The sequence below is a fragment of the Vibrio sp. EA2 genome, from assembly GCF_033042495.1.
In the GTDB taxonomy this organism is placed as follows: Bacteria; Pseudomonadota; Gammaproteobacteria; order Enterobacterales; family Vibrionaceae; genus Vibrio.
In genome coordinates this window covers 1-20,359 of sequence record NZ_JAWLID010000004.1, presented here as the reverse complement: position 1 = coordinate 20,359, position 20,359 = coordinate 1, and the positions used below count along the sequence as shown (strand labels likewise).

General features: G+C 46.8%; 18 protein-coding genes, 1 rRNA gene, 1 pseudogene and 1 riboswitch. Of the genes and pseudogenes, 10 read left to right on the top strand and 10 right to left on the bottom strand.

Annotated features, from left to right (window positions below; all coding sequences use genetic code 11):
* The first annotated feature begins 102 nt into the window (after nt 1–102).
* A complete protein-coding gene (locus tag RXX31_RS11035) occupies nt 103–471 on the top strand; it encodes a hypothetical protein (protein ID WP_317589369.1) in 369 nt (122 codons plus the stop codon).
* Nucleotides 472–545: 74 nt separating this feature from the next.
* Here RXX31_RS11035 and RXX31_RS11030 read toward each other — a convergent pair whose 3' ends face one another.
* Entirely contained in the window at nt 546–719 is a 174-nt protein-coding gene (locus RXX31_RS11030; protein ID WP_014233493.1) for a hypothetical protein, read from the bottom strand.
* 240 nt (nt 720–959) lie between these two features.
* Between RXX31_RS11030 and RXX31_RS11025 the strand changes: the two genes are divergently transcribed.
* The 3 genes from RXX31_RS11025 (at nt 960) to RXX31_RS11015 (ending at nt 4,763) form a co-directional block, all read left to right on the top strand.
* Entirely contained in the window at nt 960–2,102 is a 1,143-nt protein-coding gene (locus RXX31_RS11025) for a sugar diacid recognition domain-containing protein (protein WP_317589367.1), read from the top strand.
* A gap of 161 nt (nt 2,103–2,263) precedes the next feature.
* Nucleotides 2,264–3,616, top strand: coding sequence for a GntP family permease (locus tag RXX31_RS11020; RefSeq protein WP_317589366.1), 1,353 nt, complete (start codon nt 2,264–2,266; stop codon nt 3,614–3,616).
* Nucleotides 3,617–3,632: 16 nt separating this feature from the next.
* On the top strand, nt 3,633–4,763 hold the full coding sequence (locus tag RXX31_RS11015; RefSeq protein ID WP_317589365.1) for a glycerate kinase: 1,131 nt from the start codon (nt 3,633–3,635) through the stop codon (nt 4,761–4,763).
* Nucleotides 4,764–4,841: 78 nt separating this feature from the next.
* On the opposite strand, the gene RXX31_RS11010 is transcribed toward RXX31_RS11015, so the two are convergent.
* Nucleotides 4,842–5,312, bottom strand: a complete 471-nt coding sequence (locus RXX31_RS11010; RefSeq protein ID WP_317589364.1) for an HAD family hydrolase — start codon at nt 5,310–5,312, stop codon at nt 4,842–4,844.
* A gap of 348 nt (nt 5,313–5,660) precedes the next feature.
* Between RXX31_RS11010 and RXX31_RS11005 the strand changes: the two genes are divergently transcribed.
* Both RXX31_RS11005 and RXX31_RS11000 read left to right on the top strand, forming a co-directional pair.
* Entirely contained in the window at nt 5,661–6,755 is a 1,095-nt protein-coding gene (locus tag RXX31_RS11005; RefSeq protein ID WP_317589816.1) for a NapC/NirT family cytochrome c, read from the top strand.
* 22 nt (nt 6,756–6,777) lie between these two features.
* On the top strand, nt 6,778–9,225 hold the full coding sequence (locus RXX31_RS11000; RefSeq protein WP_317589362.1) for a molybdopterin guanine dinucleotide-containing S/N-oxide reductase: 2,448 nt from the start codon (nt 6,778–6,780) through the stop codon (nt 9,223–9,225).
* Between the two features lie 119 nt (nt 9,226–9,344).
* Here the strand turns inward: RXX31_RS11000 and thiE are convergent, their stop codons facing one another.
* The 7 genes and pseudogenes from thiE to thiD form a co-directional block, all read right to left on the bottom strand.
* Complete coding sequence (thiE, locus tag RXX31_RS10995; protein WP_317589360.1) at nt 9,345–9,959, bottom strand: thiamine phosphate synthase; 615 nt, start codon at nt 9,957–9,959, stop codon at nt 9,345–9,347.
* Nucleotides 9,960–10,026: 67 nt separating this feature from the next.
* Entirely contained in the window at nt 10,027–10,824 is a 798-nt protein-coding gene (thiM, locus tag RXX31_RS10990; protein ID WP_317589358.1) for a hydroxyethylthiazole kinase, read from the bottom strand.
* 12 nt (nt 10,825–10,836) lie between these two features.
* Complete coding sequence (tenA, locus tag RXX31_RS10985) at nt 10,837–11,505, bottom strand: thiaminase II (RefSeq protein WP_317589357.1); 669 nt, start codon at nt 11,503–11,505, stop codon at nt 10,837–10,839.
* Between the two features lie 18 nt (nt 11,506–11,523).
* Nucleotides 11,524–12,474, bottom strand: a complete 951-nt coding sequence (locus RXX31_RS10980; RefSeq protein ID WP_317589355.1) for an ABC transporter substrate-binding protein — start codon at nt 12,472–12,474, stop codon at nt 11,524–11,526.
* Between the two features lie 35 nt (nt 12,475–12,509).
* Nucleotides 12,510–13,244, bottom strand: a pseudogene (locus RXX31_RS10975) (ABC transporter permease); the annotation flags it as partial.
* A gap of 58 nt (nt 13,245–13,302) precedes the next feature.
* Nucleotides 13,303–14,061 (bottom strand): ABC transporter ATP-binding protein, encoded by a 759-nt coding sequence (locus RXX31_RS10970; protein WP_317589353.1) that lies wholly within the window; start codon nt 14,059–14,061, stop codon nt 13,303–13,305.
* Nucleotides 14,051–14,908 (bottom strand): bifunctional hydroxymethylpyrimidine kinase/phosphomethylpyrimidine kinase, encoded by an 858-nt coding sequence (thiD, locus tag RXX31_RS10965; RefSeq protein WP_317589351.1) that lies wholly within the window; start codon nt 14,906–14,908, stop codon nt 14,051–14,053. Before thiD ends, RXX31_RS10970 begins: the two co-directional genes overlap by 11 nt.
* 99 nt (nt 14,909–15,007) lie before the next feature.
* Nucleotides 15,008–15,115, bottom strand: a riboswitch (TPP riboswitch).
* A 330-nt stretch (nt 15,116–15,445) separates the two neighbouring features.
* Between thiD and RXX31_RS10960 the strand changes: the two genes are divergently transcribed.
* Complete coding sequence (locus tag RXX31_RS10960; protein ID WP_317589350.1) at nt 15,446–16,831, top strand: TldD/PmbA family protein; 1,386 nt, start codon at nt 15,446–15,448, stop codon at nt 16,829–16,831.
* A complete protein-coding gene (locus RXX31_RS10955) occupies nt 16,831–18,174 on the top strand; it encodes a TldD/PmbA family protein (protein ID WP_317589348.1) in 1,344 nt (447 codons plus the stop codon). The genes RXX31_RS10960 and RXX31_RS10955 overlap by 1 nt, the downstream gene beginning before the upstream one ends.
* Nucleotides 18,175–18,271: 97 nt before the next feature.
* Here RXX31_RS10955 and trmY read toward each other — a convergent pair whose 3' ends face one another.
* Nucleotides 18,272–18,871: a tRNA (pseudouridine(54)-N(1))-methyltransferase TrmY gene (gene trmY, locus RXX31_RS10950; protein ID WP_317589347.1), complete on the bottom strand. Its 600-nt coding sequence runs from the start codon at nt 18,869–18,871 to the stop codon at nt 18,272–18,274.
* A gap of 150 nt (nt 18,872–19,021) precedes the next feature.
* On the opposite strand from trmY, the gene RXX31_RS10945 reads away from it, so the two are divergent.
* Both RXX31_RS10945 and RXX31_RS10940 read left to right on the top strand, forming a co-directional pair.
* Nucleotides 19,022–19,546 carry a DUF3087 domain-containing protein gene (locus RXX31_RS10945; protein ID WP_317589346.1) on the top strand — a complete coding sequence of 175 codons (525 nt, stop codon included), beginning with the start codon at nt 19,022–19,024 and terminating at the stop codon, nt 19,544–19,546.
* A 526-nt stretch (nt 19,547–20,072) separates the two neighbouring features.
* Nucleotides 20,073–20,359, top strand: a 16S ribosomal RNA gene (locus tag RXX31_RS10940); the annotation flags it as partial.

Genomic DNA, 20,359 nt, shown 5'->3' with positions numbered 1-20,359 from the left:
TCAGTCGCGTCTTTGATCACGTCGTTCAGCATCAAAGCCATACAGACATCCTATTTGCGTATATAGTTTATGCATTCATGTTCAGCAACGATAAAAAGAAAAATGGCAACGAAAATAAAAACAATAGCAACGTTACTGACACTAGGTTTGTCTTTGACTGGGTGTTCATCGGACACGTCACCTCAAAAGGATACGGTGAATAGTATTCAGGATAAATGTGCGCTGATTCTGAGTAGCCAAGTGTCGGAGGAACAACGTTGGCAGGTCTACAATGACTTATTGCAAGAGTATGCCACGCATGCGGTAAACAATCAGGCTGATGGCGACCGATTCAATACTTTTATTCAGGCGGTGCAATTGGATGAAACTAGGCAGTTAATGACGGAGTTGATTGAAGTGACCGACTGGGGATGTGCCAATGGCAACTATCTCGAAGAGATGACAATGTTTATTGCAGAAGTGACAAAATAAACCGAGCGTCTGGCGCTCGGTTTTGAGTCTGTTCTCCCGCTGGGGTATGAACCACTTGGTCAACAGTGGTGGGATTACTCTTCAGGGTATTCACCCATGCCTTGAGTTTTGCCTTCTGCTTTCCAATGTTCGCCCGGATCAAACGCTTCATCGCATAAGTCAACGGTGTAGCCCATTTCGGTAATTTCTTTCAATGTGAGGTTGTCGGCAATTTTCGCAACTTCGCCGGCTTTGTTATGTAATTCCATGATGTTCCTCCGCTAGCTTCAGCTATTAGCCAAGTGACTTCAACGTGCTGATCCAAGTACATCGAAGTACCTTTGGTTTAAGTATATATGCCAGAGCGTGATAGTGACGTATAAAACCCTACTTTTTATACATCTAATAAGGCGGTGGTATGAGCGACTCGTCTAATTCGTATTAACGTCATGGTGATATTGGGTAGTTTGTGATTAATTGGGGTGTTCATTGTTTTAGAAGGAAAAGTTATGGTGATTCTGGACCATGTGCTCGCGCAGCAGATCGTCGACAGAACCATGTCTATTATTGGCCACAATGTGAATGTAATGAATTCAGCAGGCATCATTATAGGCAGTGGTGACACTAAGCGAATTGGGCAGGTACATGACGGGGCTCTATTGGCGATCAGTCATGGTGAATCTCTAGAACTAACGGAACAACAATGTTCCACTTTGCAAGGCGTTAAACCGGGTATCAATATGCTGCTCAAGCTTCATGGCGAAGTGGTGGGCACGGTTGGTGTTACTGGTGAGCCAGATAAAATTCGCGATTTTGCCAATCTGGTAAAAATGACGGCTGAGCTTACTATTGAACAAGCGGCACTGGTGGAGAAGTTTCAATGGCATAGGCGCCACCGAGAGGAGTTTATTCTATCTTGGATTAAGGGCAGTTTAACCGATGAAGAGCTTAAAGATTGGGCGATGCGCCTGTCGATTGATATTACTCAGCCCAGGGTTGCAACGGTCATTGAAGTTTCTACCTCATCAGCATCAAAAAGTATGAAGAGTGTGAGAAATATTGTTGAGCTCTTGGAGTATCCAGAAAGAGATAACCTGGTCGCCATTGTCTCTGTCAACGAAATTGTTGTTCTAAAACCTTGTCAAAGTATCAAACAGTGGAACAGCCAAATAGAAAGTGAGCGGATTGATAAACTGATGTCGCGCTTAAGTGACCACGACTCACATACCTTTCATATTGCGCTTGGTCAGGTATTCAGCGAGCCAAAAGATGTGGCGTTATCGTATCAAAGTGCCAAGCAAGTATTAGCCGTGGGTAAACAGTTCTACCCTGAACAACGCAAATTCTTATTTGAGGAGTTACGTTTGCCGGTATTGTTAGCCCCTTTGGCAGATATTTGGCAGGGTGAACAAATTATTGAGAGTGTGAAACTATTGAAGAGCAAAGATAAGTCGGGACAGTTGCGTAAAACACTGGACGTTTTATTCGAATGTAACGGCAACGTAAAAGAGTGTTCTAATGCCATGTTTATTCATAGAAATACGCTTAGATATCGTTTGGATAAGATCACCGAAATTACAGGCTTATCCACTACTAACTTTGTGGATTTAGCCGAGCTTTATATTGCGACTAGACTCTCAAAAATAACGTAAAATTGTGCATTGGCCCAAAAACTGTCGATTTTTAATCTGATCATTTGTCACTCCGCCTAAAGGAATCTTATCGCAAACGATTGATAATTCTAATGTCCCTACATATTGAGTGAGCGAGTCGATTGACTCTGCTCGATACAATAAAAATAAATGGAGTTATCATGAACCTTATAATAATCCTACTCGTGGTGATCGCGTTTATCGTGCTCGCCACCACCAAATTTAAGTTACACCCCTTCTTAGCCTTGATCATCGCCGCGTTCTTAGCCGCGTTTGCTTATGGTTTACCTGCTGATAGCATCGCTAAGACCATCGCTTCTGGTTTTGGCGGTATTCTTGGTTACATTGGTTTGGTTATTGTGTTGGGTACCATCATCGGTGTTATCCTGGAGAAAAGTGGCGCAGCGATAACCATGGCAGATACGGTCATTAAGGTGTTGGGGGAGCGGTTTCCGACCCTAACCATGAGTATTATCGGCTACATCGTTTCTGTTCCTGTATTTTGTGATTCTGGCTTTGTTATTCTTAACTCATTGAAAGAGTCGCTCGCTAAGCGCCTTAAAACGTCAAGTGTGGCGATGAGTGTGGCTCTAGCGACTGGCTTATACGCGACGCATACTTTTGTTCCGCCAACACCGGGTCCGATTGCAGCAGCGGGTAACCTTGGTCTGGAATCAAACCTTGGCTTGGTTATTGGCGTAGGTATCTTTGTGGCGGCTGCCGCAGCGTTGGCGGGTATGTTATGGGCAAACCGTTTCCAACATGTTGAGCCTGACGGCCTTGAAGCCGAAGAGGAAATTCAACACGATTGGCAAGCTCTGAAAGCCTCTTACGGCAAATTGCCTACAGCAAGCCAAGCATTTGCGCCTATCTTCGTTCCAATCTTACTGATCTGTTTTGGCTCTATTGCTAAGTTTCCAAGCCTGCCGTTAGGTGAGGGCGTGTTGTTTGATGTGCTGACCTTCCTAGGTCAACCTTTGACTGCTTTGGTGATCGGCCTATTCCTTTCTGTTCGCCTGTTAAAATCAGATAACAAGATTGAAGAATTTGGTGAGCGCATTAGCCAAGGCATTACAGCTGCGGCACCAATTCTATTGATCACGGGTGCTGGTGGTGCTTTTGGTGCAGTACTTAAAGCAACGCCGCTTGGTGATTATCTTGGAACTACGCTATCAGCATTGGGGGTTGGTATCTTTATGCCATTTATCGTGGCTGCGGCACTCAAGTCAGCTCAAGGTTCGTCAACGGTTGCGCTTGTTACGACCTCTGCGCTTGTTGCCCCATTGCTAACCCAGTTAGGATTGGATTCAGAAATGGGACGTGTGCTCACGGTGATGGCGATCGGTGCTGGTGCGATGACGGTTTCACATGCGAATGATAGCTTCTTCTGGGTTGTTTCCCAATTTAGTAGAATGTCAGTAGGTTTGGCTTATCGTGCACAAACCATGGCAACGTTAATCCAAGGGGTTACCGCGATGGCATTGGTATACATTTTGAGTCTCGTTCTGTTATAAGTCTCAGGAAATAGATATGAAAGTAGTAATTGCACCTGATTCATTTAAAGAAAGCCTAACCGCCAAGCAAGTCAGCGACGCGATTAAGGCGGGTCTTGCTCGTGTTTGGCATGATGCTGAGTTTGTTACGGTTCCGGTCGCTGATGGCGGGGAAGGAACCGTTCAATCTCTGATCGATGCAACTCAAGGTAAGCAAGTATTCACTACCGTTATAGGTCCCTTTGGAAAAGAGGTTCGGGCGTTTTACGGTATTCTTGGTGATGGCGAAACAGCCGTGATTGAGATGGCAGAAGCCAGTGGTTTACATCTTGTCCCAAGTGACGCACGAGATCCTAAACTGACTAGCAGTTTTGGTACGGGTCAGTTGATTAAACATGCATTAGAACGCGGGATGCAACGTTTAATCATTGGCTTGGGCGGGAGTGCAACCAATGACGGTGGTGTCGGTATGTTGGCGGCGTTAGGAGTTAAATTTCTTGATGAATCCGGGAATGCAATTACCACAAACGGCGGTGGTTTAATCAATCTCGCTTCCATTGATGTTTCCGATCTCGACGCGCGTTTAGCACAATGTGAGATACTCGTTGCCTGTGATGTGGATAATCCTCTTTGTGGCGAAAAAGGCGCGTCGGCAATATTTGGTCCACAAAAAGGGGCGACAGCTTCTGATGTCTCTGTACTTGATAATGCATTGCGTAAATTTGGCGAGCTGACAGAACAAGTTACAGGTAAGCATGTACTAACTCGAAAGGGGGCCGGCGCTGCAGGTGGCATGGGAGCCGCACTGCTAGGATACACATCTGCTCGCTTGCAACCGGGGATTGAGATTGTATTAGATACGGTCAAATTGGCTGATCATGTTGCCGATGCTGATATTGTCTTTACTGGTGAAGGAAGAATTGATCATCAAACGGCTCACGGGAAAACTCCGATGGGGGTCTCGAAAGTGGCGAAGCAATTTAACCTACCAGTAATAGCGTTGGCTGGCTGTGTAGGGGACAACTATCAAGCCGTTTATCAATGCGGTATTGATGCAGTCTTTCCTTGTGTTCCAAGAGCGATGAGCTTAGCTGACGCAATGAAAGAAGCGGAAAACAACGTGGCTAATTTAGCCGAGAACGTCGCGCGGCTATGGATGATGAAATAACCTAGATCTGTTCAAAGACATAACTATAAAACTCCACTTCGTGTGGAGTTTTTTCTTTATTATGGAGAACGGTGGAATCTAGCTTGCAACAAGCTGTGACAAACATCGAATTTGCTGTGCGATAGGTTGATCCGGCGCGGAGTCACCCGCAGCGTTAAACCAAATGGTATTTAATCCTGCTTCCATCGCTGGGTAGATGTCTTTGTGTGGTATATCCCCAACCATAGTTAATTTCCTTTCATTAACGCCCAGCTTTTTCGCCACAGCTCGGTAAAATTCGGCGCAGTTTTTTTCAATACCAACATTGGCAAAGCAGAAGTAACCGTTGATGTATCGGTCTAAGTTAACTCGCTGGAAAGCTCGTTGTACATCTTCCATTGTTGAATCCGACGCACTGGTCGCGATGTAAATCTGATGATTTTTGCCAAGCGTTGCCAACGTTTCTTTGGCCTGTGGGATTACCTCCACAGTGTCCCAGTCACACATTTTTCCTTGTGCATGAGGAAAATCGACCATTAAGGTATCTCCCCAATCGAATAGATAAATCATACTTTAATCTCCAATATTCCTCGTCGGCACTCTATTAACTCTCTTCCACGTCCTGTGCGTAAATCTTGTCTGCGAAACGAAGCTCTCACATTTGTATCGGCTTCGGCTCTCAGTTTCTCACTTTATTAATGATTTGTTCAAATGGTTGCATTGTGTTGGTTACTTATTTTAATAATAATTAATTTATTAAATGATTAGCGCTGAATATTAGTTAGTATAATCAAGTTCTCGATATTTAATTCTTAAGAAGAAAAATTCAGTTGCGTATGACGTGGATCATGTGTTGCCTACCCACAAAGTATTAATTTGCAACCTATAATTACAATTTGTGAGCAAGTGTTGCGAGTTATTACAATGAAAAAACGAACTATTATTTTACTGTTAGTGGTGGGTATAGGGGTTGGTTGGCTAACCTTAGGCGGAACGGCTGCGGTGATGCACTATACCTCATCTACGGAGTTTTGTGTCTCATGTCATACCATGGAAAAGCCTCTTAAAGAGTATCAAGGCTCTGTCCACTTCAGTAATGCAAAGGGCATTCGTGCAGAATGTGCTGACTGTCACATCCCTCATGAACCTATGGATTATGTGATCACAAAAATTCGTGCGTCGAAGGATATCTATCACGAGTTTATAACCGGTAAGATCGAGACGCCTGAAAAATACGAAGCACACCGTAAAGAAATGGCTGAAATGGTCTGGGAGCAGTTCCGCGAAAATGATTCTGCAACCTGCCGTTCGTGTCACGACTATGATGCGATGGAATCGTTTGAGCAATCACGTGACGCCGTGAAAATGCACGAGTACGGAATAGCAAACAATCAAACTTGTATTGATTGTCACAAAGGTGTGGCTCACTTCGCGCCAGAGACTGAACTCGATAGCAAAGCGTTTGAAACACTGATGAGCTTTACCACTCAAACGTCTCCGGGAGCGGAAGTGGTTTACCCGGTCACAGCCATCGATATTGGTGAGTTGGGTACCATTAACCCAACAACGAAATTGGAAGTTGTGAGCACAGAAGGTGATGCTCGCACCGTTAAACTCGATGCTTACCAAATGAAAGGTGCTGAGCAGGTGCTTTACATGGGTGAAGGTCAACGTGCGATTGTAGCCACACTGACAGAGCAAGGTGAGCAAGCACTTGAGGGGGGCGAGTTTGTTGCTGATGTATACGGCAACGAGTGGCGCTCCGTTTCTTTAACCGGCACGATCGATTCTCCGGTCGTGGATACACTTGATCCGGTATGGTCATACGCAGAAGAGTTGGACAATGTTTATTGCGCCACTTGTCATGCGAAGATTCCTTCAAATCACTTCACAGTGAATGCTTGGGGACCCGTCGCGAAGAGTATGGGGGATCGCACGGATATTACTGCCGAGAACCTAGAAATTCTAACCAAGTTCTTCCAGCACCACGCAAAAGATGTGGTTGGTCACTAAACATAAATATAAGGATAAGATTATGACTAACATGACCCGCCGCGGATTTCTAATGGGCACTGGTATGGCGGCCGGTGCGATGGCATTCACTTCATTTTCACCGTTGTCAGTCGCTTCCTCGGATGCGCGAGGCAAAGGCATCCTAACGGCTGGCCGTATGGGACCAATGCTGTGTGAAGTACAAGATGGTAAGTTGATTTCAACGACGAATGCACTGCCTCAAACGGTACCAAATAGCTTGCAAAGCACCGGGCCAGACCAAGTTCATACCAAGGCCCGGGTAAAATATCCAATGGTGCGCAAAGGGTACCTGGCAAACCCATCTTCCCCGCAAGGAATTCGAGGCAGCGATGAATTTGAACGCGTGTCCTGGGATGAGGCTTACAAGCTGATCCACGAGCAACACGCTCGTATTCGCAAAACCTATGGACCTGCTTCGGTTTTTGCTGGCTCTTATGGTTGGCGTTCGAGTGGCGTGTTACACAAAGCGCAAACTTTGCTGCAGCGCTACATGAGTATGGCGGGTGGTTACTCTGGTCACCTGGGAGATTACTCAACGGGTGCTGCACAGATCATCATGCCGCACGTTATGGGCTCTATTGAAGTGTATGAGCAACAGACTACTTACCCTGTCATTCTTGAACATAGTGATGTGGTGGTGCTGTGGGGATTGAACCCAATCAATACGTTAAAAATTGCCTGGACTTCGACTGACTGTGCTGGCCTTGAGTTCTTCCATCAATTGAAAAAATCGGGCAAAACGGTGATTGCGATTGACCCAATTCGTTCTGAAACCATTGAGTTCTTTGGTGATAATGCGGAATGGATAGCACCGCATCCAATGACTGACGTGGCGATGATGTTGGGTATCGCACATACATTGGTCAAACAGGGTAAACACGATAAAGCATTTTTGGAGAAATACACCACGGGCTATGATTTGTTTGAAGCTTACTTATTCGGCGAAGAAGACGGAGTTGAGAAGTCTGCCGAGTGGGCGTCAAACATCTGTGGCGTCCCTGTGAAACAGTTAGAGTTGCTGGCTGATATTTTCAGTAAAAACCGCACTATGCTAATGTCCGGTTGGGGCATGCAGCGTCAACAATATGGTGAGCAACGCCACTGGATGCTGGCAACATTAGCATCCATGTTGGGACAGATCGGTCTTCCAGGTGGTGGTTTCGGGCTCTCGTACCACTATTCAAATGGTGGTAACCCTGCCCGTGATGCCGGTGTACTTCCGGCTATTTCTGCGTCACTGGGCGGTGGTTCCTCCGCTGGTAATGATTGGGCGGTATCAGGAGCAGTGCAAAGTTTCCCGGTGGCACGAATTGTTGAAGCGCTAGAAAACCCAGGAAAATCATATCAGCATAATGGTCATGAACTGACGTTTCCTGATATCAAAATGATTTGGTGGGCTGGTGGTGCAAACTTTACTCACCACCAAGATACCAACCGCCTGATCAGAGCGTGGCAAAAACCGGAGCTGATCGTGATTTCTGAACCTTACTGGACGGCTGCTGCGAAACACGCGGATATCGTGCTGCCAATTACTACGTCGTTCGAACGTAATGATATGACGATGACGGGTGACTACAGTAACCAGCACTTGGTTCCGATGAAACAGGTGGTGGAGCCACAAGGTGAAGCACGCAACGACTTCGACGTATTTGCGGATTTGGCTGAAATGCTCGCTCCGGGAGGCCGAGATGTTTACACCGAAGGCAAAACGGAGATGGAGTGGCTGTACGGATTCTACAAAGTAGCGCAACAAGGTGGTCGTGGTTCTCGTGTGGCGATGCCGAACTTCAGTAAATTCTGGGAAGATAACCAACTGATCGAGATGAAGTGGAACGAGAAAAACGCTCAGTTTGTCCGTTATGCGGATTTTCGTGAAGATCCTGTGTTGAATCCATTAGGTACGCCGAGTGGCAAAATTGAAATCTACTCGAAAACCATCGAAGGTTATCAGCTAGACGATTGTTTGCCGCATCCTGCTTGGTTCGAACCAACAGAATATACCGGTAATGCGCACGAAGACGAGTTGCAGTTAATGACAGCGCACGCTGCACACCGTCTTCATAGCCAGTTTAACTATGCGCAAATCCGCGAAGAATACGCCATCGCAAATCGTGAACCAATTTGGATTCACCCAGATGATGCCAAGCTGCGCGGGATAAAAACCGGCGATCTGGTTAGAGCCTTTAATGGCCGAGGCCAGGTATTAGTCGGCGCAGAAGTGACGGATCGTATTAAGCAAGGTTCGGTATGTATTCACGAAGGAGGCTGGCCTGATTTAGATCCGAATACTGGAATGTGTAAAAACGGCGGCTGTAATGTGCTTACGTTGGATATTCCGACCTCCAGACTCGGCAATGGTTGCGCGGCAAACTCGGCACTGGTCCGTATCGAAAAATACGTCGGCCCCGAGTTAGAACTGACCGCGTTTGAACCACCTAAAAATGGCTAGAAAAAGCAGCGCTTGAAAGTAAGAAGCCAGCAAATTTTGCTGGCTTCTTTTTCTCTAAAGTTCGTTTGTATGAGCGCGACGCTAACTGCCAGGCTCTTAGAGTATCGATTGACGGTAAATTAATCCATAAGGCTAAGTAAGTACTCGCAAGCCAGTTTAGGGTCGTCGGCATGACAGATAGCCGATACCAGAGCCAAACCGTGTACACCAGTTGCGCTTAGTGCTGGGATAGTGGATTCGTTAATGCCACCAATCGCGACGATCGGCAGAGTTGTGGTATTGAGTGCCATTTTCAAACCATCTATGCCCCAGTGTTTCTGGGTATTGGTTTTGGTCGGTGTCGCATAGATAGCACTTAAGCCTATGTAATCTATCGGTAGCGTGTCGACTTCTGCGAGCTGCTGCTCATCTTCGATGGATAAACCAAGAATCTTATCTGGACCAATCAGTTCGCGTGCGGTATGAGCAGGCATGTCCGATTGACCGAGGTGCACGCCGTCAGCATCGACTGCAAGTGCAACATCAACTCGGTCATTGATTATCAAAGGTACGTTAGTATTTTTGAGAATATCTTTTACCGCTTGAGCCCGTTCGATGAAAGCACGTACGTCACCATGTTTCTCACGAACTTGCACCATGGTCACGCCACCTTCCACTGCTTTACTGACCACATGCTTGAGCGTGGCAAGATCTTGTTGGTCATCGGTGACCAAATACAAACGATAGGCGTTCATTTTGTTTCCTTTGTGCCTCCAACTCTTCGTTACGAGCCGGAGGCATCGATGTTAAGTTGCTCTGTTATTAGTCTTTAATGACGGTAAGCTTGAGTCGTTTTGCCAGTGTTTGTTCATCAAGCTGATACAACTCGTCAAGCAAGGTTAATTGTAAGCTGCCCGGACCGCGCGCTTGTTCGGCGGCGATTTCACCCGCCACACCAAGTACGGCAGCGGCGGCCAAACCGGTTTCATCGCCTACAGCGGCAAACGCACCAGTGAGTGCGGAAAGCGTACAACCCATTCCCGTTACGTATGGCATCATCTCATGGCCATTGCCGAGTGTTACGGTCTGCGATTTCGTCACGATGTAATCCGTCTCGCCAGAAATCACCACGTTTGCGCCATACTCTGCAACGAGGAACTGTGCCGCGCCTAAAGCAGCGTCGCTGCTATCCAGAGAATCGACACCTTTGCTCTGAGCCTGCTCGCCAGCTAGGGCAATGATTTCTGACGCGTTACCACGAATGATAAGTTTGTCTGCAAGACGCGCTATCTGACGAGATGTTTCTGTTCGCAGTGTGCTTGCGCCGCAGCCTACAGGATCGAGGACGACAACTTTACCATTGGCATTGGCTTGCTCTACCGCAAAGATCATACGAGGTGTCCACTCGCTGTCGAGCGTGCCAATGTTGATCACCAGCGCGCCAGCAAATGACATCATTTCTGCCATCTCTTGTTTGGAGTGCGCCATGATTGGAGAGGCGCCAATTGCCAGCAGAGCGTTTGCCGTGTTGTTCATTACAACGTAGTTAGTGATGTTCACAACCAACGGCTTTTGTTGACGTACCGCAGCTAATGCTTGAGTGATATTTTCAATTAACATGGGCGCCTCCAATTAATCTTGCTGAGCATTTAAGCCTTGTTGCCAGAAAGCGACTTCCATACGCGTTGCCGTTTTGAATACCTGAATCAGGTTCTGGCCGCGCTGGCTGTTGATATCGATTTCAGCCAATAGCTCGTTAAAGTGCGCTGCGCCCTCCGCAACACCTGACTGGAACTCTTCACCGCCATAGAGGGTGATCCAGCTAGCGTACGGGTTACCTTCAATGATGGTGTTTTCATCTTCCATCAACATTTTGCCAATAACCGCGTAGCCGATAGAGCAAGGCGCTAATGCCGCATACAGGTCAACCAAATCACCCGTCATACCCGCATCTAACACATAGCGTGTGTAGGCAACGGTGCCGGAATCTTCCGGTTCGTTTTCCAGATCGGATTCAGTTAAACCCCATTGACCACAGTAAGTCACATGATGAGCGATTTCTGAATCCAACAACGCATGAACACTCGGTAGTGCGCGGCGCATGTCATACAAAGTACGTGCTTTATAAATCGCTAATGCGTAAGCGCGCGCGTATTGCTTGAGAAATAAAAAGTCCTGTTTCAAATAATGCAGAAAACAAGGTTGAGCAAGCGTACCTTGCGCTAATTGCTGAACGAATAGGTGCTCGGTGTATTCCTGCCAGTCTTGACGGCAAGCGTCGATCAAATCTTGGTATTTCATAATGGGATAACCTCAGAATTAGTCAAAGCTAGGCACGTAATCTTTCGCTTTTGGTAGCGTTTCGATGATTTTTTGTGAGTACATGAACTCGGCGTAATCGTCGTAGCGTTTTAGATCAACTGCGGATGGGCGAAGCGCGAAACGAGTCAAAGTGTCATTCCAGGCGCGTTGGTTCAGTTCGTTGTTCAGCGTGTCTGGTGAGTAAGCAACAAACTCTTTCCAAGATGCTTTTGGATGGTTCACGATGTAAGTAGTGGCTTGCTCAAGCGCTTTGTTGAAGGCCTTGATGGCCTCTTTGTCGTAGGTATTTGCATTCGCGACAAACACAAGTTCGTCATATGCTGGTACGCCGTGTTCTTCCGGGAAGAAGGCTTTGGCTTGGTAGCCTTCTAACGCAAGCTGGTTAGTTTCGAAGTTACGTAGTCCACCCCAAATCGCATCCACTTTGCCTGATGCCAAAGATGAAGAAAGCGCCCAGCCAACGTTGATGATTTGTACGTCAGAAAACTTCACATTTTCTTGCGCCAACATTGTGCCAATAGTCGCTTCTTCATTACCAGCGATAGCAATACCGATCTTCTTACCTTTTAGATCGGCAAGGCTGTCGTTTTTACCGTTGTCCAGCACCATCATGGTATTCAGTGGGGTCGCGATAAGCGTTGCTGAGCGGATAAGTGGCAGACCTGCTGCAACATCAATCGTCAGGCTAGGCTGGTATGAAATTGCCATATCCACTTTGCCAGCGGCGACCAGTTTAGGTGGTGTGCTTGGGTCGGCAGGTTCTTGAATGTTTACTTGCAAGCCTTGCTCTTTAAAGTAACCACGCTCTTGCGCAATAACGATAGGGCCGTGGTTCGGGTTCACGAACCAATCCAACATCAACGTCATTTCTTTTTCAGCTGCTAGTGCATTCGTTGAGAGCATCGCAGTTAGCATTGCCGCTGTGCTCATTAGTTTGTTTTTAGTCATGGGGAATCTTCCTTTTGGTGATCTATTTGTTTTGTCTATTTGCTTTCCCAGGGGATGGCTATTTTTAGTAACTTGTCAGTAATGAAGTACAGTGCGATGGACAGCACGGCGAGGATAAACAGTGCTGCAAACATCTCGTCGATGATCATGCGTGCGTTGGCTTGCAGCATCAGATATCCCAAGCCTTCACTTGAACCGACCCATTCACCGACAACTGCGCCGATAGGGGCGATAACCACCGCGACACGAATGCCTGAAGCCAATGTTGGCAGTGCCGCGGGCAATTGAATGTGACGCAGCAGTTGCCATTTAGAAGCGCCCATCGTTTTCGCCAAATCCAGGTATCCGGTTGGGGTATTGCGTAAACCGTCGTAACAACACGTCGTAACAGGGAAAAAGATGATGATCGCTGCCATCACGACTTTTGATGCGATGCCGTAGCCAAGCCAAAGCATCAGAACAGGTGCAATGGCAAATACCGGAATCGCTTGGCTAGCAATCAGAATCGGTAGCAGCCAGCGTTTTAGTGGTTCGAACAGCAACATTTGCAGCGCAAACAGCAAACCCATCGACAAGCCGAGTCCAAGACCAAGCAGGATTTCCTGTGCGGTGACCCAGGTGTGTGCGAGCAACACGTCATAGCGGGAGATCAATCTATTCAGCACATCAACAGGCGCAGGCAAAATGAAGCTGGGCATATTGAACGCCACGACAATCAGTTGCCACAGGCCTAAAATGACCGCAGTGCTGATCACCAAGCGCAGAGCTGGATGGGTCACTCGCTCTTTCTTGCTGATACGTTCTGAGACGGAGTTGTATTGAGTCATATCACTCATAATCTTTCTCCAGCTGATCCAAGATCGCTTGTTGTAAAGCTGCGCATTCGCCATCTAGAATACGAGGGGGCTGTGATTGGGGCACCTGAAGATACTTAGCCTTCGCGGGTGTGCCTTGCAGTACATACAACTGGTTGGCAAGACGAACGACTTCTTGCGGATCGTGAGTAATCAGCACCACCGTTTTGCCTTTGAGCAGCGTGGCCGATAAGGTTTGCAGCTTATGACGAGTAACGGCATCGAGTGCAGAGAAAGGCTCGTCCATCAAGACCACAGGTTTGTCCTGCATCAGTGTACGAGCAAGAGCAACACGTTGGCGCATACCTCCGGAAAGTTGCGCTGGCTTAGCGTAGGCGTAGTCAGCTAATCCAACTTGTTCGAGCAATTGAATCGCTCGCTGCTTCTCATCGGTTGAATTTGAGTTAGCGTGAGAAAAGCGGGAACTCAAACAAACGTTATCCAGCACGTTGAGCCACGGCAGTAACAAATCCTGTTGAGCCATGTAAGCGATACGCTCATGTAAGGCTATTCCGTCAGTGGTCGTCAGTTCACCTTGCCATTTCACCTGTTCATCAAGTAAACCGGCGAGGTAGCGCAAAATGGTGGTTTTACCGCAGCCGCTTCGTCCCAGTAGAACCGTCCACTTACCTGCAGGAATGGTCATGTTCACCCCTGCTAGCGTTGGTGCCTGGCTGTCGTTGTATTGCAAACAGGCATCACTAAACTGAATACCAATCGCTTTAGCGCACATACGTGTGGCCTGCAAAGAAGTGGTGAACCGGGCCGTGACCTTTACCGACTTCCAGCTCATCGGCATGGGCGATAGCTTGAGAGATATACTGCTTAGCCAGGTGCACGGCTTTGCTCAGTTTATGGCCTTGCCCAAGATAAGAGGCTATCGCAGAAGAAAGAGTACACCCCGTACCGTGTGTATTTTTAGTTGGGAAGCGCTTCGCGCTTATAAGTTCAGAAGCGTCTTGCGTGATCAGCAAGTCGTTACTGTTTTCATCTTTCTCTAGGTGACCGCCTTTCAACAAGACCGCTTTTGCGCCGAGTGCACGGAGATCCGCAATCATCTCATTCATTTCTGCTTCGGATTGCGGTGCAGCTTTTCCGGTTAACGCTGCGCCTTCAGGAAGATTAGGGGTGATAATGTCCGCGAGAGGGATGAGTTCTTCTTTTAATGTGCTAATCGCGGAGTGCTCCAGGAGTAAATCACCGCTGGTAGCGACCATGACTGGATCAATCACAAGATGTTTGGGTTGGTACTGCCTAATCTTGCTCGCCACCACCTTGATGATGTTGGAATCCGCGAGCATACCGACTTTAACCGCGACGATATTGAGGTCGGTAAATACCGCATCGAGTTGGCTTTCTACGTGTTCAAGGGGAATAGGAAAAATGGCGGAAACGCCTTGAGTATTTTGTGAGGTAATGGCGGTAATCACGGAGCATGCAAAACTGCCTGTTGCGGACATAGCTTTAATGTCTGCCTGAATACCGGCGCCGCCACCGCTGTCTGAGCCCGCGATCGTTAAAACGATTGGCGTGGTTGAAGATGGCGTCTTGTTGGAATAAGGCTGTGATTGCCGTGTCATGGTCGCTCCTATTACAAGACGTATAGGAACTGACTTTGACCCTTGTGTGCAGAGCGGCTATCGGACCCGCTATTGCTCGCCAGAGGAAGTTAGGCGAAAGGCAAAGTGCTCATAGTTCCCTACGTCAGTGCTAACTGAATCAGGTTCAACGGGTCTCGAATTTCGATCTCAGCCGACGCATATTGCGTGGCCCCCCGACTATTTCACTAGGATGATAGCAGGACACTTACTCAAGGGATACTTTTTTGAGTGTTCAATTATGTGTCGTGAGTGATAGAGTAAGATGAGTCTGTTTTATAGCACGTAATTTACCAGTGTAACTCTCTGGCTAATGTGCAAAAGCTGGAATATTAAATAAACAATCGTGGTCTCACTTAGCAAGGATTAGCACAAAAAAAGGTTAATAAACTGTTAAAATTTGTCACGTTGCCAATTTAACTTTACTGAATTAACAGTAAGTTATTTAACCTGAGCCAGGATTATTCTTAGACCAGGTTAATGAGGAAGGCTAAGACGATCATCGAGCAAGGAGACTTCATGCTTAATTCTGTAACAGCGAAGTCAGTGATCGATCATGCTCTTTTTTTAGGGGCTGATTTCGCTGAGCTATTCGTTGAACATCATCAAACTAACACCGTCCAGATAGCGTCTGGTGAGGTGGATAAGGTCAATTCAGGTATCGATTTTGGTATCGGTATTCGCCTCTTTTTTGGCCATAAAGTCCTTTATGGTTACACCAACAACACAGACGAAGCGGAACTTAAACGCGTAACTTCGTTGCTGGCCGCGAAAGATAAACGTGAACAAATCGCATCAGCGGGTTCGCTTAATTTAAATCGCTACCCAGTACAGCACGGTTGTCGTTTGCCACTGAGCCAAGACGCAAACCTGGATTCTAAAATCGCATTCCTTTTGCAAGTTGACCAAGCAGCTCGAGCTGAAAGTGAATACATTAGTCAGTTTATCGGTAGCGTGTTACAGCGCGAGCAGCAGGTAACGATCTTCAACTCAGAAGGTCTACATGTTGACGATACGCGTCACTATATTCGAGTCGCAGGTAACACCGTTGCGCAAAAAGGCAATGAACAATCTTCCGGAATGGAAGGTCCTGGTGCTCTGGCGGGCTGGGAATTCAGTGAACAACTGGACGCTAAAGAGCTAGGCCAAACGATCGCACAACAGGCTTTGGTTAAGCTTGGCGCGGATGCATGCCCATCAGGCGAAATGCCAGTGGTGATCGGCAATGGTTTTGGTGGGGTTATTTTCCACGAAGCATGTGGTCACTTGCTAGAGACGACATCGGTTGCGAAGAAAGCATCCGTATTCCATGACAAGATGGGCGAAATGATTGCCCATACTGCTGTGAGCGCGGTTGATGATGGCACCATGACTAATGAGTGGGGCTCAATTCATGTTGATGATGAAGGGTTGCCTACTCAGCGTACTCAACTTATCAAAGACGGCCAATTGACCAGCTTTATGGTCGACAAAATGGGCGGAATGAAAACCGGTTATGAGCCAACGGGTTCTGGACGTCGCCAAAACTACAAGTTCGCTCCGACTTCGCGTATGCGTAACACTTTTATTGAAGAAGGTGAGCATTCTCTGGACGACATGCTGGCGGGGGTTGAACGCGGTATTTACGCTAAGAAAATGGGTGGTGGATCTGTTCAACCGGGCACTGGTGAGTTCAACTTCGCAGTACGTGAAGCTTATCTGATTGAAAACGGTAAAATCACCAAACCACTTAAAGCGGCAACGCTTATCAGCACAGGCCCTAAAGTTCTGAAAGAAATCAGCATGGTGGGCAAGGACATGGCGCTTGCTCCGGGAATGTGTGGGTCAGTAAGTGGTGCGGTACCAACAACCGTCGGTCAGCCTTCGCTGAAAGTAGACAATATTCTGGTAGGAGGTGGTAACTAATGAGCCAAGAACAACAACTTCTTAACGCCGTTGACTACGTTCTGTCAGAAGCTAAACGCCAAGGCGCAGAAGCGGATGTGATTGTTAACCGCAACAGCAGCTTCTCTCTGAAAGCGAACCAAGGGCAGTTAGATGAGTACAAGGTAAGCTCAAGTCAGGTGTTAGGCGTCCGTGTGGTGAAAGATGCCAGTGTTGCAACAAGCTACTCTGAGTCTTTAGAGCAACCAAGCCTGGACTTGATGCTGACGAACGCATTGCAGAGTGCGCGTTTCTCTAAACAAGACGAACATCAAACGATCAGTTGCATAAATAGCCAGATCACCACCGATGTTGCAGAAATTGCACAACAAGATACCACGTCAGTTGATGACAAAATCGAGCTTTCTTTGGCACTGGAACAAGGTGTGGTCAGCCTGCCTCATGCTTCAAGCTCTCCTTACAATGGCTATAGCGATGGTGAAACTCAGCTGATCATTGCTAATACGCAAGGTACTCTGTGTAAGCACTTTGAACGATCTTTTAACTGTTACGCTTACACGCTTTTTGAGAAAGACGGTAAGCAGTCAATGGCGGGTAAGATGTCAGTCGGGCGTCGTTTCGATGAATTGAGCTCGGCTTACTGTATTGAAGAGGGATACAACCTAGCTCGCGACTTGCTTGATGGTGGCCCGGTTAAGACTGGTAACTATCCAGCGATCTTCCATATCGATGCACTCAGCAGTTTATTCGGTGCGTTCGGCAGTGCTTTTTCTGGTGTAAGTGCAGTGAAAGGCATAACACCATTGGGTAGCAAGCTCGGTCAAAGCGTTGCAAGTGAATTGATTACCTTTACTGACACCGCATACATGGCTAATGGTATGGCGATTTGTGGTTTCGATAGTGAAGGCTTTGCAACTCAGGACAACGTGTTGATTGCAAATGGTCAGCTTAATACCTTATTGCACAACAGCCACACAGCAAGCTATTTAGGTACTGTATCAACCGCAAGTGCTGCTCGTGGTGCAAAGTCGAGCTTAGATGTTGCGGCTAACCACAAAGTTATTACTACGGGCGACAGTAGCGTTTCGGAAGTGAAAGCGGGTGAGTACCTTGAGCTTGTGGAGCTACAAGGCGTTCATTCTGGCGCTGATGCCGTTAGTGGTGATTTTTCGTTTGGTGCAAGCGGCTTCTTATGTCGAGATGGTCAACGCGTTCAACCTGTTCGCGGTATTACAGTGGCGGGTAATTTCTATAAGATGCTACAAGAAGTGGAAGCAGTCGGAGATACGCAACTGCAGAATGATAGCCGAACTTTCTTTGCACCAGATGTGCGCTTTGCACGTTTGAGCATCGGCGGCAAATAAGCCCACCGTCTGCAACCTAGAAACAAAAAGAGGACTCGATTGAGTCCTCTTTCATTATTTAACTATCCGTCAGCGAAACTTATTAGTCAGTGAAGATCTAGAATTCGCGAATGTCCAATTCATTGTGGATCAGTACTACACACTGAGAAGCAAACAACATTTTAGGGCCAAGGCTTATCTTTTCCGTGCCCAGGCGTTTCAAACTGTTGAATGATTTCTTCGGCATTGGAATGTGGTCAGTCAACAAGAAGCAAGGGTTTGAGCCTAGTTCTGCATCGCGAACGAATTCGCCTTTCTTGTCCAACATATATAGCTGATGGTCTTCGGCCAATTCCTGAACTAAACGCTCGAAACTAACGGTACGAACCGTAATGCCTGGTTCAACGTCACGCAGCTGTTCTTTACCCATACCTACAGATGCATCCAAAGCGCGCGCCACGGCTGCAATCAAAGTCGACTCGTGGAATCCACCAATATTAGTAATATCATTCGATCGAATCGTAATTGTGCGAGAGTAATCTTTGGTGCTCTCAAGGACCAAGTACACAACTACGTCTTCACGATGTGACTGCGCAACAAACATCGTGTTCATCATAGTGTGAGCAAGGATTTCAGTGTGTGCTTCCTGACCGACACCTTCGAGTAGTGCTTTGCTGGTGGTCGGTGCAGCACGAGCTCGTAAAACAAAAGAGCGCATGAATTTAGCCTCTAAATATAGGAAGAGTGAATGCGCGGAGTATATACCCAGACGACGCTTTGATGCGAGAATTATGAACTTACTTACAAAGCTTCGATTGTGGTGCTAATTCTCGTCGCTACAATAGGGATAACCCATGAGGAGTGGTATATGGAAATTAAAAAAATAAACAAAGAAGTCTATAAAAAGAAAGTAAACTTGGTGATTGGCGGCTTTGTTGCCATACTTGCTGTGTCATCACTGGCGTTCAGCACGCTACTAATCAGCCTTTTTGGTAATACCAATATTCAACCGGAACAATCTACAGGTAACTTTCATTGGAATTTGATTGGTGTACTTCTGTCTCTCGCGACGTCCCTCTCTTTGCTAAACCAATTTAAAACTCACCCTTACATGCGAGAAGTACTGTACGTTTGGAAGCTTAAGCAAATACACAACAAGATTTACCGTAAGCTAAAAAATATCAAAGCTGCTGCAAGTACGGATGATTTGAAAGCGCTGACCATTCTCAAGTTCTACTACACCACGCAAAGACAAGTATTCGAGTTAGACAACAACACACTCACCATCAGCAGTGTAAATAAAGAATTAGAAGCGATTGAAGACATCGAGGTGAGTAAATCACTATCACTTGATATTACAAGTTTTGCAGAGGCGTGGCTGGACACATATTGATAGCCTGTTAGCTACCTGGCATTAACAATTGAGTGCTAAAAATGAGCGCTTGAGTGAGATTTCATCACTCGGCGCTTTTTTTTGATTTTTTTTCTTTAAAAAGGGTTGCCAAGAAAAATCATCTCCCTATAATGCGCCTCCGTTGTCAGGGCAATGCGGAAACGCAAATGCAGTTGGCAACGAGGCGAATAAAAAGCTTCTAAAAATTAATTTAAAAAGTGTTTGACACCAAGAATTAGTTCATTAGAATACGCCTCCTCTTTGAGAGAAAAACTTCTCATAAAGCAAGCTCTTTAACAATATAGACCTATCAATCTGTGTGGGCACTCGTTGATGATAATCCAAATTAGATACCTCGGTATCAAATTAGATTTCAATGAACTGAGTGACCAATACAAATAACTTCGGTTATTTGGCACAGTCAATTCAGTAGTGAATAGAATCTAGACCCTAGGGTCCTAGGTCCTAGGAACTACAAATCAGTATTCATTGAGTCTCCCCTATTTATTTAGGGAATCAAAACTTTAAATTGAAGAGTTTGATCATGGCTCAGATTGAACGCTGGCGGCAGGCCTAACACATGCAAGTCGAGCGGAAACGAGTTATCTGAACCTTCGGGGAACGATAACGGCGTCGAGCGGCGGACGGGTGAGTAATGCCTAGGAAATTGCCCTGATGTGGGGGATAACCATTGGAAACGATGGCTAATACCGCATGATGCCTACGGGCCAAAGAGGGGGACCTTCGGGCCTCTCGCGTCAGGATATGCCTAGGTGGGATTAGCTAGTTGGTGAGGTAAGGGCTCACCAAGGC

What these genes read in the sequence shown, in the direction of transcription:
- RXX31_RS11030 (WP_014233493.1), bottom strand. Translation starts at nt 719, where the DNA reads ATGGAATTACATAACAAAGCCGGCGAAGTTGCGAAAATTGCCGACAAC.
- RXX31_RS10960 (WP_317589350.1), top strand. Translation starts at nt 15,446, where the DNA reads ATGCTTAATTCTGTAACAGCGAAGTCAGTGATCGATCATGCTCTTTTT.
- RXX31_RS11035 (WP_317589369.1), top strand. Translation starts at nt 103, where the DNA reads ATGGCAACGAAAATAAAAACAATAGCAACGTTACTGACACTAGGTTTG.
- RXX31_RS11010 (WP_317589364.1), bottom strand. Translation starts at nt 5,312, where the DNA reads ATGATTTATCTATTCGATTGGGGAGATACCTTAATGGTCGATTTTCCT.
- RXX31_RS10980 (WP_317589355.1), bottom strand. Translation starts at nt 12,474, where the DNA reads ATGACTAAAAACAAACTAATGAGCACAGCGGCAATGCTAACTGCGATG.
- thiM (WP_317589358.1), bottom strand. Translation starts at nt 10,824, where the DNA reads ATGTTAATTGAAAATATCACTCAAGCATTAGCTGCGGTACGTCAACAA.
- RXX31_RS11000 (WP_317589362.1), top strand. Translation starts at nt 6,778, where the DNA reads ATGACTAACATGACCCGCCGCGGATTTCTAATGGGCACTGGTATGGCG.
- RXX31_RS11025 (WP_317589367.1), top strand. Translation starts at nt 960, where the DNA reads ATGGTGATTCTGGACCATGTGCTCGCGCAGCAGATCGTCGACAGAACC.
- trmY (WP_317589347.1), bottom strand. Translation starts at nt 18,871, where the DNA reads ATGCGCTCTTTTGTTTTACGAGCTCGTGCTGCACCGACCACCAGCAAA.
- thiD (WP_317589351.1), bottom strand. Translation starts at nt 14,908, where the DNA reads ATGACACGGCAATCACAGCCTTATTCCAACAAGACGCCATCTTCAACC.
- RXX31_RS11015 (WP_317589365.1), top strand. Translation starts at nt 3,633, where the DNA reads ATGAAAGTAGTAATTGCACCTGATTCATTTAAAGAAAGCCTAACCGCC.
- RXX31_RS11020 (WP_317589366.1), top strand. Translation starts at nt 2,264, where the DNA reads ATGAACCTTATAATAATCCTACTCGTGGTGATCGCGTTTATCGTGCTC.
- thiE (WP_317589360.1), bottom strand. Translation starts at nt 9,959, where the DNA reads ATGAACGCCTATCGTTTGTATTTGGTCACCGATGACCAACAAGATCTT.
- RXX31_RS10955 (WP_317589348.1), top strand. Translation starts at nt 16,831, where the DNA reads ATGAGCCAAGAACAACAACTTCTTAACGCCGTTGACTACGTTCTGTCA.
- RXX31_RS10970 (WP_317589353.1), bottom strand. Translation starts at nt 14,061, where the DNA reads ATGTGCGCTAAAGCGATTGGTATTCAGTTTAGTGATGCCTGTTTGCAA.
- tenA (WP_317589357.1), bottom strand. Translation starts at nt 11,505, where the DNA reads ATGAAATACCAAGATTTGATCGACGCTTGCCGTCAAGACTGGCAGGAA.
- RXX31_RS10945 (WP_317589346.1), top strand. Translation starts at nt 19,022, where the DNA reads ATGGAAATTAAAAAAATAAACAAAGAAGTCTATAAAAAGAAAGTAAAC.